Genomic DNA, 17,241 nt, shown 5'->3' with positions numbered 1-17,241 from the left:
ACTATGAACAGACTGCCGATTCTCGCCTGCCTCGGGCTGTTGGCCCTGCCCTGCTCGGCCATGGCCCTGGAGGCCGGGCCGTCCTCGCCGCAGCAGGCAGAAACCGAAGGCTGGCTGCAGCTGCAGATCAGCAACAAGGCCGCCTCGCCGATTGCGCAGACGGCGACGGCCACCGAGCGCGAATTGGCGATGCAACGTTGGCTGAGGAAATTCAACTACGACATTCCGGACCTGTTCGAACAGGGTCAGGAAGGGCACATCCAGAGCAGCAAGTGATCGCCTGCGCCGGCAGTGCCCGAGTCTTCAGTGGGCAGTGACCCGCTGGCGCATCCCCGCGCTGCTTGGCGACAGGGCCAGCGCCAGCTGCGTGCGATTGTGCATGTGGGTCAGGCGCAGCACCTGCGACACATACAGTTTGACGGTGTTCTCGGTGATCCCCAGCTCACAGGCAATCTGGTAGTTGGTCTGGCCCTTGCCCACCAACCGCGCGACGTCCAGCTGGCGGGGTGAAAGCTGATTGAAGATGGCCGGAATCTCGACCTGATCGACATCGCCGGCGCTGTCGCTGGCGGACTCGCTGGACGGTGTGCGGCGGACTTTGTCGAGATCCTGATACAGATCGTCGATGGACTCGGAAAGGGTTTGCAGCTTCTGGTTGAGGTGCCCCAGTTGCAGGGTTTTCTGCCGTTCCTGCAAGGCCGCTTCCTGACGTTGCACGCCTTCGAGCAGCTCCTCGAGATCGATTGGCTTCTGATAGTAGTCGGCGATCCCGGCGCGCAGGGCCTTGATCACGTCCTGCTTATCGGCGCGGCCGGTGAGCATGATCGCTTCGAAGATCCGCTCCTTGCCGGCCAGGTGTTGCAGCGCCTGGACCAGGTCAATGCCACTCAAGTCCGGCATGTGCAGGTCACACAACACCAGGCCGATGTCGGGGTCTTCACAGAAGCGGTCCAGCGCCTGCTTGCCTGACTCACAAGGCACACAGCGATAGCCGCTGTTTTCGAGGAATTCGCACAATTCTTCGACGATCAGGGGCTCGTCGTCGACTACCAATACTTTTACTGCAGAGAGGGACTTGTTCACTTGCGACTCCATGCCCAGGCGAGACTGATCGTTCCTGATTCGACTGCAAAACAGTCCGAATTCTGCATTGAAAGTAGTCGCTGTTTATCACTCTGTACATAGTTGGAAAGTGAGTACAGACCTAGGGAATCCAAGCCATGGTCAACAAAAAGCCGACCAGCACGAAAGGCGCAAAAGGTGGTTTTTTTGACAGCTCCGGCGCCATCTGCGCAATACGTTTCCTAAGTCCTTGAGTCATATATGGCCAGACCTTGGGCGCCAACAGCAGCCACAGCGCACCCAACACTCCGGCACCGACGAAACTGCCCAATAAATGCACAGGGTCCGAGGCCAGACCGATCGTCGCCATCAGTTTCACATCACCGGCGCCCATACGCCCGGTGGCGTATCCGGGCAGGGTGAACAGCAGCGCCAGCACCAGCGCCCAGCCCCCCTGCTCGGCCGGCGCGCCCAGCCAGGTGGTGCCGCTGGTCAGCATGTACAGCAGGGCAATGAGACCCGCGCCGAGGGTCAAGCCATTGGCGATATGCCGTTGCTGAACATCCTGAGCCGCGCAGAGCGCCAGCCAGATCAGTAAGACAAAACTCTGCATAAACCGTCCGTATTGGCTGAATGATTCTATGCTGATAGCACGTAGTAAATGTCAGGGTAGACGCACTCATGAGAAGACACCTCCCCCGCAAGCAAAAAGGCGCAGTCGCGATTGAATTCGCCCTGGTCTTCAGTATTTTTTTCGCGGTGTTCTACGGCATCGTCAGCTACAGCGTGCCGTTGTTACTCATGCAGTCATTCAATGAAGCGACCGCCGAAGCGGTACGTCGCAGCGTCGCCCTCGACCCCAATACCAATAACTATCCGACGGCACTGGAGAGTCTGGCCAACGGCGTACTGCAACAACAGCTGTCGTGGGTGCCCAAGGCATTCAACATCACCTACGGCACCGGCGGCGATGCCAAGGCGGTCTACAGCGCCGGCGTGCTCACCGCCAGCGTCGATTACCCCACCAGCAAGCTCAACCAGGTGATTCCGTTCCTGGTCCTGCCTGGCGTCGGCAACGTCCCCAGCCTGCCGGTGAACCTCAGCGCGCAATCGAGCCTGAAATTTTGAAGGCCTCGGACACGCTCTTCGCCCGCCTGCTCGGGCGCCCACCCTCCGCCGAGCTGGCCAGCGCCCACAGCCTGGTGGTGCAGAACATCGGCCTACATGTGCAACTGGACCATCAGGGGCATGTGCTCGAGCTGAGCGGGCCGCTGCGCCAACTGCTCTCTCGCCAGCTGCCTGCTGACGGCGCCGGGCACCTGGCGGACTACCTGCTGCCCCACAGTCGCCACGCCGTCGAAGGTGTGCCCGTGGAGTGGCAGGGACACAGCCTGGACCTGGACTTTCCCGGCGCGGCGGGCGAGACCCTGCACCTGCGCGGCTGGACCCAGCCGAACCTCGACGGCTGGCTGTTGCAACTGCTGGATATCGGCGACCTGTTGCGCGAACGCCAGCAAGCACAGGGCCGCGAAGAATGTCGGCAACTCGCCGAGCAACTGGGCGAGCGCCTGCGCCTGTGCAGTGCAGCGCGCCTGCCCGAGGTGCTGCAGGAGCAATTGCACAGCCTGGCCCAGCAGTTACGCATCCCCTGCGTGGCCCTGGCCTTGCCGAACCATGACGCGCCGGGTTGGCAGATTTTCAGCCAGTACCGCGCCCACGATGCCCCCGAGCTGTGGCACAACGGGCAACCCCTGGGCACGCTGCTCGAGCGTTTCGCCGGCCAAACCCCACAACACCTGAGTGCCGCCCACAGTGCCGACCAGGACCCGCGCCTGCTGGATATCTTCGGCCACACCGAAGGCTTCCTGGTGCCCTACCGCGATGACCGGGGCACCAGCGCCTGGCTGCTCTGCGGCTTTTATCCGGTCATGCAGCGCGCCCCACAACTGGGTGAGCGCGACTGGCTGCAGCTGGTCGCCGCCCTGGCCGGGCCGCTGCTCAGCCGTTTGCGCGAGCAGCAGCAACAGCAACAGCTCGAACGTCTGGATGCCCTGCAGGACTTGCTCGGCAGCGGTTGGTGGGAGTGTCCCGAGGGCACGGACGACATTCGCCTCGCCCCGCAACTGGCGCAGACCCTGGGCCTGGATCACGGGCGCCTGGCGCTGGACGAGTGGCTCGCGCTGCTGCATCCGGTGGACCGCCCGGAACTCGCCAGCCGCCTGCAGATGCTCGCGCAGCACGGCACGCCGTTGCTGATGTGCGTGCGCCTGCAACACGCCGATGGCAGCTGGTACCGGGTACAGGGCCAGGTCCGCGGCAGTGGCCGGCAACGACGGCTGGTGGGTTTCATGCTCGACATCAGCGACAGCAAGGAGCAGCAACAACAGGCTGCCGCCGCCCATGCCCGACTGGACAATCTGGTCGCCAGCTCGCCGGCGGTGATCTATGTCCAGCAATATGACCAGGGCGCGCTGCTGCCGAGTTTTTTCAGCGCCAGCCTGTTGCCGCTGCTCGGCTGGCAATTGAGCGATTTGAGCGATAGCGCCTTGATCGAACGGGTCCACCCCGAGGATCGCGAACTGTATTTCCAGCGCAGCCGGCAATTGCTGCGCGAGGGCAACGTGCGCGCCCGCTACCGCCTGCGCGACCATCAGGGCGACTACCACTGGTTGCTCGACGAGGCCCGGCTGCTGCGCGACGACCTTGGCTTGCCGGTGGAAGCGGTCGGCTTGTGGCTCGATGTCACCGAAGCGACCCTGGCCGCCGAGCAGGTCAGGCAGAGCGAGGAGCGCTATCGAATTCTGGTCGAGGATTCACCGGCGATGATCTGCCGCTACCGCCCCGACCTGACGCTGTCCTTCGCCAACCGCCCATTGGCGCTGTACCTGGAAACCGCCCCGGAGCAATTGCCCGGCGCCGATCTGGGCCAATGGCTGTCGGCGCAACAGCGTGAGGCCTTCGTGCAGCGCATCGCGCAATTGAGCCCCGAATTTCCGGTCAGCACCGCGGAAATCAGCCTGCAATTGCCCGGGCGCGAACACGCCTGGTGGGTCTGGTCGGATCGCGGCGTGTTCGACGCGCAAGGCCGGCTGCTCGAAATCCAGGCCGTGGGCCGGGACAACACCGAGGTGCGGCGCTCGCAGCAACAACTGCTGCAAAGCGCGAAGATGGCGACGCTCGGGGAAATGGCCACGGGCCTGGCCCATGAGCTCAACCAGCCGCTGAATGTAATGCGCATGGCCGTGGTCAACACCCTCAAGCGCTTGAGCAACGGCGACGTGCAGATGGATTATTTGCAGGACAAGCTCACCCGCATCGACTCGCAGATCCAGCGTGCCGCCCGAGTGGTCGACCACATGCGCGTGTTCGGCAGGCGCTCGGAGATCGAACAGCAGCCGTTCGATCCGGCCCTGGCCGTCGAAGGCACGCTCGCATTGCTGGCCGAGGGCATGCAGGGCAAGGGTGTGCAATTGCGCAGTCGTGCGTTCGGCTTTGCGGTGCAGGTGCGCGGCCACGCCGATCAGCTGGAGCAAGTGTTGATCAACCTGCTGGTGAATGCTCGCGATGCGCTGCTGAGCAAACGCGAGGCCGACCCGGCATTCGCGCCCTGGATCAGCCTGTCAGCCGACTGCGATGAGCGTTCGGTCCGGCTGTGGGTGGAAGACAACGGCGGCGGTATTGATCCGCGCCTGCTGGAACGCATCTTCGAGCCCTTCTTCACCACCAAGCCGGTGGGCCTCGGCACCGGCCTCGGGCTGTCGGTAAGCTATGGGATTGTCGAGAACATGGGCGGAACCCTCAGCGTCAGCAACGCGGCTGAGGGGGCGCGATTCTGTATCGAGCTGCCGATTGTGGGGGCGGTTTAGATCACCAGGTAGGCTTTGCCTTTTTGGCCGCAGGTCAGGTTGAAGCCGACGTCGACTTTGTTGACGTCGATGCCGAGGTTGAAGAGCAAGGCGTTTACCAGCGGGTCGACCAGGGGGGCGAGCAGGCCGTTGATTGTGCTGATCAGGAGATTGAATACCTGGGTCAACACCCCGTTCAACGTCGCCAGCAAGGCGCCGATCAAGCTGAAGCCGAGCGACGGGTCGTGGGTAATCAACTTGACCCCGCCCAGCGTCGCGCTCAAGCCACCCACCACCCCGGAGACTGAGACGGTGTGCAGCGGCGAAGGCGTGACGTTGACGTCCTTCGGATTGTTGTAGGGGTAGTTGGGGTCACTGGTGCCGAGGATCGGGCTGTTGATCATGATTTCGGCACCGCCGCCGGTAAAGGGCGTGCGTGTGCCGCAGTTGCTCAGCCCTTTGCAGACTGTGCTGCCGATATCGACCAGAGTCAGGGGCGTCAATGGATTATTGGGCGAAGTCGAAAACCAGATCGCCGGATCAATATGACCGATCTTGACGCTGACAGCCGCGATCTCAGTGGTAGCTGTCAGGCTCTTGGTGGTCGGCAGGTCACAGGTGTAGTCCGTCACATAGCTTTTGCCCACCCCGGCCTCCAACCCCACATCCAGCTTGGCGTTGGGCAACACCTGGAGGTCCGTTTGGGTACAGGTACCACCCAGCAGGCAGCCGGGCGCCAGCAAGGTGTTGATCAGGCCAAGGACGCCGTTCAGCAGGTCGGTCACCAGCTTCAGCAAGTTGCTCACCAGCGATAGATCCACCGAACTCAACACCCGCACCTGTGCCGTCTTCACATAAATCCGGTTCACCCCGAACTCCCCCGCAACCTTGGCCAACGCCGGATCCCCTACCGCTGAAAACTGCGGCGGCTCAATCACTTTGACCGTGGTGGTCAGGCCCAACAGCCCCAGCACATTGACCGGCAATACCGCCACCGCTGCCGCGTTCTTGTTCGCCAGTTGCACGAACGCCTGCACCAGTTGGAACAGCTGCACCGCCGCATCAAGGCCGGCCGCAGTAGTGCCGGTTTGCAGTTGCAGGATGTCTCCCAGCTTGATCGGGGGCGCGTTGATCGCGCCTACCTGCAGCTTGGCCAGCGCTGCCTGGACGTCGGCCGTGGCGCCGTTGACCGGTGCCACGGTCGCGGCGACCTGAAGGAAATCCGTCACTGAGCCCTCGGTCGTCAGCAATTTGGTGTAGTCGCCCGCCGTGACCTTGAGCTTGATCGCCAATTGATCCATGAACTTGAGCAGGTTGACGTCGGTCTTGACCAGGCCATCCCAGCCCGCCGCGGTGAGATTGACATTGCCGCCGAGCAAGCCGGAAAACAACGGATTAAGGGTATTGGAACGCGCCGTATCGACACTCAGCAGGGTGCTGCGGATGCTCAATTGCGCCAGGGTCGGCTTGGGCTTGGCCGCTACCGCCGTCGCTGTCAGTTGGGTATTGATGCTGACTGCCTTGCCGCTGAACAGGCTGAACAGTGCGCCGGCGACACTGGTCTGCACCCGATGGGTGGCGACCACCTGAATCGCCGCCGACTGACTGCTATCGACTGCAAAAGTCCGCAAGTTGTTGGCGGCGGTGACCAGCGTGCCGCAGGTGGTGGTCAGGGTGGTGGTGGGGTCGACGATAAAGGCGTTGCGCACCGCGCTTTGCCCGGCATAGGCGGCGGCGCTCAGGCCCGGCAGACAGTTACCGCCGCGACTGACCGCTTCCAGCGCAGCGGTATCGGCCACCCGCTGCAACTTGCGCTGCTCCAGGTACAGCCGGCCGCTGTCGACCACCAGCAATGCAAACAACAGCGCCAGGCCGAAGGTCGCGGCGGCCATGATGCCAATCGCCCCGCGCTGCTGCGCCGGGCCACGAAACTGCGAGCGGGGAGACATCGAGCACTCCTTGCTTCCTCCAATCGTCATCGCAGTGTAGTCAAGGTGTGGCGGCAGCGCTGGCTAGTTGCCAGCGCTTTTGGTGAAGGTGCAAGGGTGAGTGGGTATTCAGGATGTGCGCGTTATCGTTGGCGACTTTCGCTGGCAAGCCAGCTCCTACAGGTCCTGCGGCCGATCACAAGATCGGCATCCACCGCAAAATCCCTGTAGGAGCTGGCTTGCCAGCGATTGCGGTCTCAATGCTTGGGCGGGTAGTTGCTGAGAATGCGGTTGACCGTCTCGCGAATCGCGTTGCTGCGGCTGCTGGGGTCCGGTGAGCTGCTGAGCATCTGCTCGTCGCTGCCGCGCCAGACCAGCTTGCCGTCCTTGCCGTCGAGCAGGTCGATCTGGATGGTCGCGACCTTGTAGCTGATGTTGCGGGTTTCGTTGTACATCGGCGCGCCCCAGTAACCGTTCCACGGGTTGCCCCAGGCGCCGCCATAGTTGGTGGTGACCTGTTGCTGGCGCTCTTCGATGATCAGATAGGTTTGCACTTGCAGATCGCCATGGTTGCTGCCCGCTGCCGGGCGCAAGCCGCGCTGATCGAGTTGATCGGCCACGGACTGGCGAATGCGCTGTTCGGTGAGGTCGCTCTTGATCCGCGGATCATCCGGGCGGTACTGCAGGGCGGGCTCTTTCCAGGCCCAGCTGCGGTACGCGGCAAAGTCGCGGCTGGCGTCGAAATCACTGTTGATCTGGTTGGACTGGCAGGCGCTGAGCAACACAGCGCAGGCCAGCAAGGCGAGTCGGCGGAACATGATGATTCTCCGGTTCAAACCCGCATACGAATGCGAGTCATCAAGAAGGAGGATACGCCGCTACCGCCTTTTCCACAGCTGTTCTTAATGCATCACCGCGCTCGCGTTCATTGCCGTTGACGCTGGTCTCGGCACTGGCGCTCCACACCGGTTGCCCGCTGACGGCGTCGTACAGTTCGACCTGCACCACCAGTACCTGGACCTGATACGTACGCACGATGGGCACGCTGTTGTACATGCCGACACCGCTGCCGTAACCATTGTTATAGCGGTTGTACCCGCCATAGGCGCCATAACCGTAATCGTCCTGCACCTGTTGCAACCGGGTTTCCTGATGCAGGTTGGCGCTGACCAGCAGGTCGGCCTTCTGGTTGGCGTGCAACGGGCGCAAGCCGCGTTGGTCGAGGGCGTTGCTCACCACTTCGGCGATCTGCGCCGAGTCCGCCCAGGCCGAGCCGCTGGGCGCCCGGCCGTCGAGCCAGGTCCAACTGCGGTATTTGCCATAGTCCCGCGGGGCAGCGGGATAGGCGCTGCGGTCGAAGGTCTTGGCCGCTTCTGGCGGTGCCGGCGGCAATGGGTTGGAGCTGGCGACATACGGATTGCTGCCCTGGCAGGCGCCAAGACCGAGGCACAGCAGGATCAATCCCAAGCGGCGTTTCATGATGCTCTCCAGAGGTCCCGGGGATCAGGCCGGACGACAGATCCAGTGCAGGTAACGACCGAGCCCGGCAAAAGACGGGTGACGCCGGTGGGCCAGTTCCATTTCCAGCAGGTCGAGCAGTTCGGCGCGGGCCTGGAACTCCACCGGCATGTAGTCATGGAAAACCCGCACGCCACTCTGGCTTTGGACCGTCCACAGGCCTTGCAGTTGCGTCGCCAGTTCGCGCGGATCGAGGGGCATCTGCGGGGTCAGGCTCTGCTTCTCGCCGGCCATGTCGTTCTTGCGCATCTTGCGGAAATGGCCCTTGAGCAAGTTGCGGTAGATCAACGCATCGCGGTTATAAAAGGCCAGGGACAACCAACCCTGAGCGGCGGTCAATTGATGCAGCACCGGCAGGATCGCATGGGGCTCGGCCAACCACTCCAGCACCGCGTGGCACAGCACCAGGTCGTAGGGTTCGGTGAGCTGTCCGAGCAGGTCCTGCCACGGCGCCTGGATGAAGGTCGCGCTTTGACCGGCCTCGGCGAATCGCTGCCGGGCGCCTTCGAGCATCGGTTCGGCCGGCTCGGCCAGGGTCACCTGATGCCCGCGCTCGGCCAGCCACAACGACATGTGGCCGAGGCCCGCACCTATGTCCAGCACCCGCAGCGGACGATCCGGCAGGGTTTCCGCGAGGTCGGCCTGGAGCACCGCGAGGCGGATCGCGCCCTTGGCGCCGCCGTAGATTTTCTCGGCGAAACGGGTCGCCAACTGATCGAAATGACGGTCGCTCATCAGCTGAACCGCCGTTCGCTGTCGGCCAGCTTGGCGCGGACTACTTGATCCATATCCAATCCCAATTCACTGCACAGCAGTAACAGATAGAGCACGATGTCCCCCACTTCCTGGCCGGCGTGGGCGAGTTTGTCGGCGGGTAACTGGCGTGACTGGTCTTCACTCAGCCATTGGAAGATTTCCACCAGTTCGGCCATTTCGACGCTGGCGGCCATGGCCAGGTTCTTCGGGCTGTGAAATTGCCGCCAGTCATTGCGGTCGCGGATGCTGTGCAGGCGTTCGGTCAGTTCAACAAGGTTCATCGGGTTCTCCAGAAGGCGTATAGCTTCGGGCGGTTTGGCCAATCAAGCAAGGCATTCAATCAACCACGTTGAACTCGACCCGCGCCGTCTGTCCGCCTTCATCGAGCACGCTCAACTCGACCCGACCGAGCTGCTCGAACGTCGCGTTGATACTGTCCTGATGGGCACTGTCACCCAGCGGTGCGCCATTGACGAACCACCAGCGCCGGCCGTTGCCGCCCAAGGCCGAGAGTTTCAGGCGTAGCAGCTCCTGGCTGGCAGCCGGACGGCGCAGTTGATCGCCGTCGCGCACGCCGACGATCGACAGCGGTGAGGACGCTGCCAGCATCGGCCCAGGGCAGTCCGGATCATTGGCCGGCAAGCGCGCCTCGCGCCGTTCAACCCGTGGCAGCCAGGGCTCCAGCGGCGCCGGCCACAGGGCAATCGCGCGCGGCTGTGCACCCGGGCACTTGGCGTCGACCCGCAGGCCCTTGGCGTTGACCCAGATGTTTTCCACCAGCCCGGTGCCCAGCGGCTGGTCCATGGCCTGCAGGGTCGGCGGCGTGGTGCCGTCCAGGGTCCAGGCGAAGCGCTGGCGGCGACAGTTCGGATCGCTGCGGCTCATGGGTTGGCCGAGGGGCCAGCAGATCGCGGCCACCGAGACATTCGCCGGCACCGGTTCTACCGCAGCACTGATACCGCGCTGGCTGTCACGGTTGGTCAGCACGTCATGCACCTGCAGCATCAGCGGCGCTGCCGAGGCCAGGCCAAACTGCCCCGGCACCGGCGTACCGTCCGGACGGCCGATCCAGATACCGATCAGGTAGCGCGGCCCCACGCCAATTGCCCAGGCGTCGCGAAAGCCGTAGCTGGTGCCGGTCTTCCAGGCCAGCACCGGGCGCTGAACCAGTTCGGCGCGCGGGTCGCGGTCCGGGCGTGCCTGGCCGCTGAGAATCCGCCGCACGATCCACGCCGAGCCGGGCGACAGCAATGGCCGCTCGCGCAATTGATCGTCGGGCTGCAAACGGATGTTGGCGCTCTTGCCGCCACGGGCGAAGGCGCTGTAGCCGCTGACCAGGTCCTCCAGGCGACTGCCGGCACCGCCGAGGATCAACGACAGGTTGGGTTCGGCCAGCGCCGGCAAGGCCAGCGGCATGCCGCCGATGCGCATCTCGGCGGCAAAGCGTTTCGGGCCATAGGCTTCGAGCAATTGCACGGCGGGCAGGTTGAGCGAGGTCGATAACGCGCTGCTGGCCGGCACCGGGCCGCTGAAGCCCATGGAGAAATTGCCCGGACGGTAATCGCCGTAGCGCCTGGGCACGTCCTGCAGCAACGATTCGGAATGGATCAGCCCGGCGTCCAAAGCCATGCCATAGAGGAACGGCTTGAGGGTCGAGCCGGGCGAACGCAGGGCGCTGATCATGTCGACATGACCAAAGCGGCGGGCATCGTTGATGTCCACCGAACCGAGGTAGGCGCGCACGGCCATGGTCTGCTCCTCGACCACCAGGATCGCCGCCGAAGTGCGCTCCGGCAACCGCGCGCGCCAGCCCAGCAGCAAGTCCTCGAGGCGCCGTTGCAGGGTGGCGTCGAGGGTGGTGCGAATCAGCGGCGGGCTGTCCGGACGATTCAGCCGTCGTGCCAGCAGCGGTGCCAGGCTCGGTTCCAGGCGGGGCGCGAGGAGCAAGGGTTCCTCAAGCGCTTCGTCGACTGCCGCCTGCGGCCACAGGTTGAACTCGGCGAGCCGGCGCAGGACCTTGTCCCGGGCGATCTGCGCGCGCGCCGGGTGACGGTCCGGACGCAGGCGGCTGGGGGCCTGGGGCAGTACCGCGAGCATCGCCGCCTCGGCGTGGGTCAGGTGCTGCGGCGACTTGCCCAGGTAGGCCCAACTGGCGGCCGCCACCCCTTGCAAGGTGCCACCAAAGGGCGCGCGGTTGAGGTACAGGTTGAGAATCTGTTCCTTGGACAGGTGCCACTCCAGTTGCCCAGTGCGCCACAGTTGCCGCAGCTTGCCCGGCAGCGTGCGCGAATGCGGATCGAGCAAGCGCGCAACCTGCATCGACAGGGTGCTGCCGCCGGACAACACGCGCCCGCCACTGAGGTTCTGCCACGCCGCCCGCCCCAGCGCCAGCGGGTTGATGCCGGGGTGCTGGTAGAACCAGCGGTCCTCGTAGGTCAGCAGTGCGTCGAGGTAATACGGCGAGACTTCGTCGGTGCGCACCGGGTAGCGCCACACCCCGTTGGCATCGGCAAAGCGCCACAGCGGCGTGCCGTCTTCGGCCAACACCACCCGCGCCAGGTCGTCCTTGGGCAAGGGCAGCGGCCAGAGTCGATCGGCCAGCCACAGCAGCGCCAGCAGCAGGAGCACGCCAGCGATCAACCGCCGCAGGAATCGGCTGGCAGACAAACGCCGCGCCGCTTTTGCAAAATTCAAACGCGCAAACCTCTATGCTTCAGGGAACTCGGCCGCACACACCACAGCCAAAGCCTCGGCTGCGATGCAACACCCACTCTTTGATCAGGACGCACACATGCAGGTAGAAAGCTTTTTCGAATGGCTCGGCCAGGCGCTGGGATCGGTCATCCGCTTCATCGTCGAGATTCTCAGTGGCTTGTTCAATACCCTGACCCACGCCGGCGGCAACTTTGTCGAAGGGCTGTCGCAGGCATTGGGCATGGACACCTCGGTGATCAGCATCATCAGCCTGGTGATCGGCCTGCTGCTGTTGTATTCGGCCATCCGCGCCTTCATGCGGGCCTCGATTATCGCCGGGGTGATCTGGCTGGTGCTGGGCTTGTGGGTGTTGAGCTGGGTGATCCATTGATCACCCAGCTTCCTTTCAGCGGCCCTTGATGACCATCTGCGGCGCGGTTTCACCCAGCGCCTGCCAGTTCGGCCGGTACATCGACTCGACTTGCGGCGGCGGCACCCGGTAGGTCCCAGGCGTCACCGCCCGCGCCAGGTACAGCAGGTGCGTGGTGCCGTAGCCGTCCAGGTTGAGCGCCGCGACATACCGATCATCGCGGAACTCCTGGTGCTTGAGACTGGCGTTCTGCATCGACTCGCGCCATTCCTTGACCTTGCTGCTGGCGTTTTCCAGGCTGGCAGCGCTTTGCGCCAGGTTCTGGTTTTCCAGCTCCAGGCCGGCCGGCAGCAGGTCCACCACCAGCGCATCCGGCACCCGTTGCTTGGCATTCACGGCGATGTGCACCAGCACCAGGTCGCCGCTGTTCAGCGCCTTGAGGTCCAGAGGCTGGCCATTCATCCCCAGATACTCGCGACGAATACTCAGGTTTTCACCGCCGGGCTGCGGCGCCTGCGCCGGGTAGCCGGAGATTGTCAGCTGTTGATAGACCGGCTCGCTGCCAACGTTGCGCAAGCTCAGGTTGGCTGACAATTGCTGCCCTTCCAGCATCAGCGCCGGCTGGCCGTTGCTCAGTTCCTGCTCGCCGGCGAAACCGTCCAGCAGCACCTTCCACGGCGCTTCAGGTTTGCCCAGCAGGCTGCGACCGGCGAGGAACAGCGCGTTGCGCTCCTGGGTCGACAACCACTGGTTGCTGGCCAGCAGATCCGACAGCTCGAACAGCCGCTCCTCACGCTTGCCCTTGGCCAGGTCGTTCTCTTCCAGCAAGGCCAGGATCATCGCCTGGTCGCGCAGCGGGCTGCCGTAATCGGCCAGCCAGTCGTTGCCCTGGCGAGTGCTGGAAAGTCCAGCGAGCAAGGCCTGGTCGGCGCGCGGCTGATCGCCCATTTTCTGCAGGGCGATCGACAACTGCACCAACGGCAGCCCGGAGCGGGCATCGCTGCGCCGTTCGAACAGACTGCGCAACGCTCCCAGCGGCGCCTGCTGACTGCGCGCCAGAACCAGGCCGGCATAAGCCTGCACGGCAAAGCGCGTGTGTTCGGCGTTTTCGCTGTAGTCGACCTCGATCAGGTTGCGTTCCTGCAAGTAGCGCAACAGGCGCTCGCTGGCCTTTTTCAGCGCCTCGGGCGGCACGGCATAACCCTGGTCGCGGGCGCGCAGCAGGAAATCGGTGACGTAAGCCGTCAGCCAATATTCTTCTTCACCGTCGGCACCCCACAGGCCAAAGCTGCCGTTGTAGCGCTGCATGCCCAGCAGGCGCTCGATGCCCAGCTCGATCTTGCGCTTGCGCGTCGCGTCCGGCTCGCCTTCCAGGCCCAGGCGCTTGAGGCTCGCGGCATCGGCATAGAGCGACGGATACAGGCCGCTGGTGGTTTGTTCCGCACATCCGTAGGGGTAGGCCTTGAGCGCGCGGATCTGCTCACCGAGGTTCAACGGTGGTCGGCTGGAAAGGCTGAGCAAGGCTTCGCGCCCGGCCGGTTCGAACTGCGCCAGTTCACCTTCCGGCAAGCTCCACGGCTGATCCTTGAGCACTGCGCGGTAATGCTTGAGCAAGGCCGGATACGCCGGGCGAACACCGAGGGTCCATTCACGGCTGAAAGGCGGCAGGCTTTCGCCCGGCAGGTCGAGGCCGTTGACCAGCACCTTGACCTTGCCCTGGCCGAAGCCGCCGAGCGCGCGCACCGGGATCCGCAGCGTGGTGCGTTGGCCCTGGCTCAGTTGCACGCTTTGCGCGGCCTCGTTGAGCAATGCCAACTGACCTTCAGCACTCAGTTGCACCGTTAGCTGCTGCGCCTTGCCCGACAGGTTGGACAGGTCCAGCGCCAGGGTGGTCTGGTCGCCACCGGCGAGGAAACGCGGGGCCGAGAGTTCGGCGATCAGCGGCGCGGCGACCACCGTCTTGCCTTCGGCCATGCCGTAGCGCTCGTCGGTCCAGGCCTGTGCCATCAGCCGCAACTCGCCATTGAAGTCCGGAATGTCGACGCTGACCTCGCCCTCCCCCTGCTCATTCAAGGTCACCGGCGCGCTCTGCAGGGCGACGATGGTCACGCTGGTGTCCGGGCGCTTGCCGCCCTTGGCCAGTGCCGCGTCGCCGCCGAATGCCAGGCTCGCCAGGCGTCCTTGGCCGGCTTCGATCAACTGCCCGTAGACGTCCAGTTGGTCGGCGCCGTAGGCCTTGCGTCCGAACAGGCTGGAGTACGGATCGGGCGTCGGGTATTCGGTGATATTGAGGATGCCGACATCCACCGCCGCCAGCAGCACGTGCACCTGTTTCGGCACGCTGCCGTCGGCGTTCTTCGCCTGGATCTGCACCTTCAACGGCTGCTTGGGACGCATTTTTTCCGGCGCCGTCAGGCTCAGGGCGAGCTTGCGCTGACTGCGCTCGAGCGGTAAATGCAGCACGCCCACGGCGCGCTTGGGCGTGACATTGGCCTTGCGTTCACCCGGACGAATCACCAGCGCGCTGACATACAGGTCATGCCGCGCCCACTTCGGATCGAGCTTGATCGCGAAGCTCTTGCCCTCGGCCGGCACGTCGATTTCCTGCCACCACAGCGGGCCGTCGGCCGACTCCAGCAGCAGGTAACCCTTGCCGGCAGCCGGTGGCGTCACCGTGACGCTGGCGGTATCACCATCGCCATAAGCCGGTTTATCCAGCGCCAGCTTGACCTGGTCCGGGCGCACGGCGCCGCCTTCGGCGTTGTCCTGGGCACGGTAGCCGGCCCAGAAACGCACGCTGCTGATCACGCCGGTCTGTGGGTCTTCGACTTCCACCCGATAAGGGCCCCACTCCACCGGGAAACTGACCTTGGCGGTTTCGCCGGCCTTGATGCTCAGGGTTTCCTCAGCCTGATTGAGGAACTTCTCGTTGAAGTGGTAGCTCCAGCCATCGTTGTCCGAGTAGTTCCAGTAGTAGTCGCGGCGCTCGCGCACCAGCCGCACCTTGAGGTTGTCGGCGGCCAGTTTGTGGCCCTCTTTATCAGCCACCAGCAGTTCGAATTCGACCGGGCCGTCGCCATCGGTTTCCTCGCCCTCGAACAATCCACGCAGCCCCGGCATGCGCTCGGCCGGCCACACCGGCTGCACCACGCGGCGGGTGATTGGACGGCCACCGGACTCCTGCAAGCTGGCCTGGACGATCAGTTGCAGCGGCGATTTGGCTTCGGCCCATTTGCTTTCCAGGGAGATCAGCACTTCGCCGTCTTCATCCAGCGCGGTTTCTTCCAGCTCCAGGTCCTGGCTCAGTTCTTCTTCGGTGACCGAGCCGAACTGGTAGCCCGGCAGGCTTTTCAGCGCTTCACGCAGGGGCCGCACGTAGACCTGGCCGCTCAGGCGATTGCCGGCGGCCGGAGCGCCATACAGGTAGCGGCCGTTGACGCTGATTTCGGCGGTGTCGGCCGGCTTGATCGGCGCATCATTGCCCTTGAGTTCAAGGGCCAGGCGCTCGGGCAGGAAGTCCTCGACCAGGAATTCGTAGAGCTGGGGCTTGCCGTCACCGAGGTCGAACAGCAACTGCCAACGCCCGGTCGGCGCTTCGGCGGCCAGTTGCAGCGGGTATTGATAGAGCCCGGACGCATCGGCGTCCCAGACGAATTTGCGACTGACCTGCTCATCCGGACGCCGGACCTCGACACTCACCGGCTGCGGCTTCACCGCGTTGCCGTCGGCGTCGCGCAGCAATGCGTTGAGCAGCACGGTTTCGCCGGGGCGATACAGATCGCGCGGACCGAACACAAAGAACTGCAAGGGATGCGCCTGGGGGCCGGCGATGTTGAACTCGGCCAGGTCCAGCGCCGCGCTGTTCAGGCGCAGCAGGCTGGTCTGCTCACCTTGATGGGCCAGCAACACTTCGGCTTTTTTCGGCAGCGGCAACTGCGCGTGACCGCCACTTTCGGTCTTGCCCTGGCCGACCACCCGGCCCTCGGCGTCGAGCAGTTCGAGGCTGATGCCGTCGAGCGCCTTGCCGCCTTCCAGCGCCTGGGTGAATACGTCGAGGCGGTTCTGGTAGCGATGCACCGACAGGCCGATGTCGCTGAGGGTGAACAAGGTCGCCGGCTGCGAGTAGTTGTAGGTGCCGGACGCGCGCATGACCGCCAGGTACACCCCCGGTTGCTGCAGCGGCTTGAGGCCGGCAATCGACAGCAGCAGGGTTTCGCGGGTGTTGCGCGCCGGATTCAGGTCGAAGCGGCCGCCGTAGACCAGTTCGGCCATTGGCAGCAGTTCCCGGGACTCATAGCTATGCAGGCTGTTGCTGCGCCCCCATTGGGCAAGGAACGCCGGCAGCGCTTCGGACTTGATGCGGAAGAATTCGACATCGATCTTGTCGACGTTCAACGCGATCACCGGCAAACCTTCGGCGAGGCGAGTCGGCAGCAAAGTACCGCGACTGGCGAAGCCCACGGTCGGTTGCAGGTCGCGGGTTTCCAGGCGGCTGACGTATTCGGCGGCGAGCTTGCTGTCATTGACCGCGAGCAGCCCGGCGTCCACGGTCAGCACCAGTTTGCGCTGCGGCTCGAGGTGGCGCAGGTGCAGTTCCATGAGGTTGTCGGAGAGTTCCCAGGCGCCGTCGACCTTGCCGCTTTTACTGTCCACCAGGTGCAGTTTGTCGGCGAACTTCTGCTGCGGATCCAGCGGCACCGAGAAACTCACCGACAGGGTGCTGGCACCGTCGACCTGGATCTCCGAGACATCCACCACGCTCAGCTCGCGGCCAGCGTAGCGCTGTTTCAAGGTCGCGACGTCCTGCACGACAGGTGCCTTGGGCACGCTGGCGGCTGCCGGCGCGGTCGCGCTGGCCGAGGTTTTTTCGGAGGTCGACGAATCGCAGGCGCTAAGCAAGGCCAGCGCACAGGCCAGGAACAATCCTTTGTTAAGCATGGGGCACTCGATGGCAGAAGTATCGAAGGGTTGAACTATAGCCCAAGCACCTGTCGGGCTGGTCTGATTGACCGACGTTTGGCCGATGGGTTCTCGGTGCGGGTTCTGCCGCTACAATGGCCGCTCTCAA

The 17,241-nt window shown here is 64.2% G+C and carries 13 protein-coding genes; 4 read left to right on the top strand and 9 right to left on the bottom strand.

All coding sequences use genetic code 11. The features are described 5' to 3' along the window. Nucleotides 1-3: 3 nt before the first annotated feature. Nucleotides 4-276, top strand: a complete 273-nt coding sequence (locus ACZYR5_RS10035) for a DUF3613 domain-containing protein (protein ID WP_489089479.1) — start codon at nucleotides 4-6, stop codon at nucleotides 274-276. 27 nt (nucleotides 277-303) lie between these two features. Here the strand turns inward: ACZYR5_RS10035 and ACZYR5_RS10030 are convergent, their stop codons facing one another. Then, the gene (locus ACZYR5_RS10030; protein ID WP_489089478.1) at nucleotides 304-1,083 is read right to left on the bottom strand and encodes a response regulator; all 780 of its coding nucleotides are present in this window, start codon (nucleotides 1,081-1,083) and stop codon (nucleotides 304-306) included. Between the two features lie 121 nt (nucleotides 1,084-1,204). Then, nucleotides 1,205-1,675: a prepilin peptidase gene (locus ACZYR5_RS10025; RefSeq protein ID WP_489089477.1), complete on the bottom strand. Its 471-nt coding sequence runs from the start codon at nucleotides 1,673-1,675 to the stop codon at nucleotides 1,205-1,207. 68 nt (nucleotides 1,676-1,743) lie between these two features. Between ACZYR5_RS10025 and ACZYR5_RS10020 the strand changes: the two genes are divergently transcribed. Then, nucleotides 1,744-2,190 (top strand): TadE/TadG family type IV pilus assembly protein, encoded by a 447-nt coding sequence (locus tag ACZYR5_RS10020; protein ID WP_489089476.1) that lies wholly within the window; start codon nucleotides 1,744-1,746, stop codon nucleotides 2,188-2,190. Then, nucleotides 2,187-4,928 carry a PAS domain-containing sensor histidine kinase gene (locus ACZYR5_RS10015; RefSeq protein WP_489089475.1) on the top strand — a complete coding sequence of 914 codons (2,742 nt, stop codon included), beginning with the start codon at nucleotides 2,187-2,189 and terminating at the stop codon, nucleotides 4,926-4,928. Before ACZYR5_RS10020 ends, ACZYR5_RS10015 begins: the two co-directional genes overlap by 4 nt. On the opposite strand, the gene ACZYR5_RS10010 is transcribed toward ACZYR5_RS10015, so the two are convergent. The 6 genes from ACZYR5_RS10010 to pbpC form a co-directional block, all read right to left on the bottom strand. Further along, nucleotides 4,925-6,856, bottom strand: a complete 1,932-nt coding sequence (locus ACZYR5_RS10010) for a pilus assembly protein TadG-related protein (protein ID WP_489089474.1) — start codon at nucleotides 6,854-6,856, stop codon at nucleotides 4,925-4,927. The genes ACZYR5_RS10015 and ACZYR5_RS10010 overlap by 4 nt on opposite strands. Before the next feature lie 236 nt (nucleotides 6,857-7,092). Next, on the bottom strand, nucleotides 7,093-7,653 hold the full coding sequence (locus ACZYR5_RS10005) for a DUF4136 domain-containing protein (protein WP_489089473.1): 561 nt from the start codon (nucleotides 7,651-7,653) through the stop codon (nucleotides 7,093-7,095). A 40-nt stretch (nucleotides 7,654-7,693) separates the two neighbouring features. After that, the gene (locus ACZYR5_RS10000; protein ID WP_489089472.1) at nucleotides 7,694-8,314 is read right to left on the bottom strand and encodes a DUF4136 domain-containing protein; all 621 of its coding nucleotides are present in this window, start codon (nucleotides 8,312-8,314) and stop codon (nucleotides 7,694-7,696) included. 24 nt (nucleotides 8,315-8,338) lie between these two features. Beyond that, nucleotides 8,339-9,088 carry a methyltransferase gene (locus ACZYR5_RS09995; protein ID WP_489089471.1) on the bottom strand — a complete coding sequence of 250 codons (750 nt, stop codon included), beginning with the start codon at nucleotides 9,086-9,088 and terminating at the stop codon, nucleotides 8,339-8,341. Then, on the bottom strand, nucleotides 9,088-9,390 hold the full coding sequence (locus ACZYR5_RS09990; RefSeq protein WP_489089470.1) for a MazG-like family protein: 303 nt from the start codon (nucleotides 9,388-9,390) through the stop codon (nucleotides 9,088-9,090). The genes ACZYR5_RS09995 and ACZYR5_RS09990 overlap by 1 nt, the downstream gene beginning before the upstream one ends. A 55-nt stretch (nucleotides 9,391-9,445) precedes the next feature. Continuing rightward, a complete protein-coding gene (gene pbpC / locus ACZYR5_RS09985) occupies nucleotides 9,446-11,758 on the bottom strand; it encodes a peptidoglycan glycosyltransferase PbpC (RefSeq protein ID WP_489089534.1) in 2,313 nt (770 codons plus the stop codon). A 142-nt stretch (nucleotides 11,759-11,900) separates the two neighbouring features. Between pbpC and ACZYR5_RS09980 the strand changes: the two genes are divergently transcribed. Beyond that, nucleotides 11,901-12,194, top strand: coding sequence for a hypothetical protein (locus ACZYR5_RS09980; protein ID WP_489089469.1), 294 nt, complete (start codon nucleotides 11,901-11,903; stop codon nucleotides 12,192-12,194). Nucleotides 12,195-12,209: 15 nt separating this feature from the next. On the opposite strand, the gene ACZYR5_RS09975 is transcribed toward ACZYR5_RS09980, so the two are convergent. After that, nucleotides 12,210-17,111 (bottom strand): alpha-2-macroglobulin family protein, encoded by a 4,902-nt coding sequence (locus ACZYR5_RS09975; protein ID WP_489089468.1) that lies wholly within the window; start codon nucleotides 17,109-17,111, stop codon nucleotides 12,210-12,212. Between the last annotated feature and the right edge of the window lie 130 nt (nucleotides 17,112-17,241).

The sequence above is a fragment of the Pseudomonas sp. F007 genome (genome assembly GCF_057814275.1).
This window is presented reverse-complemented; position numbering and strand designations above follow the sequence as displayed.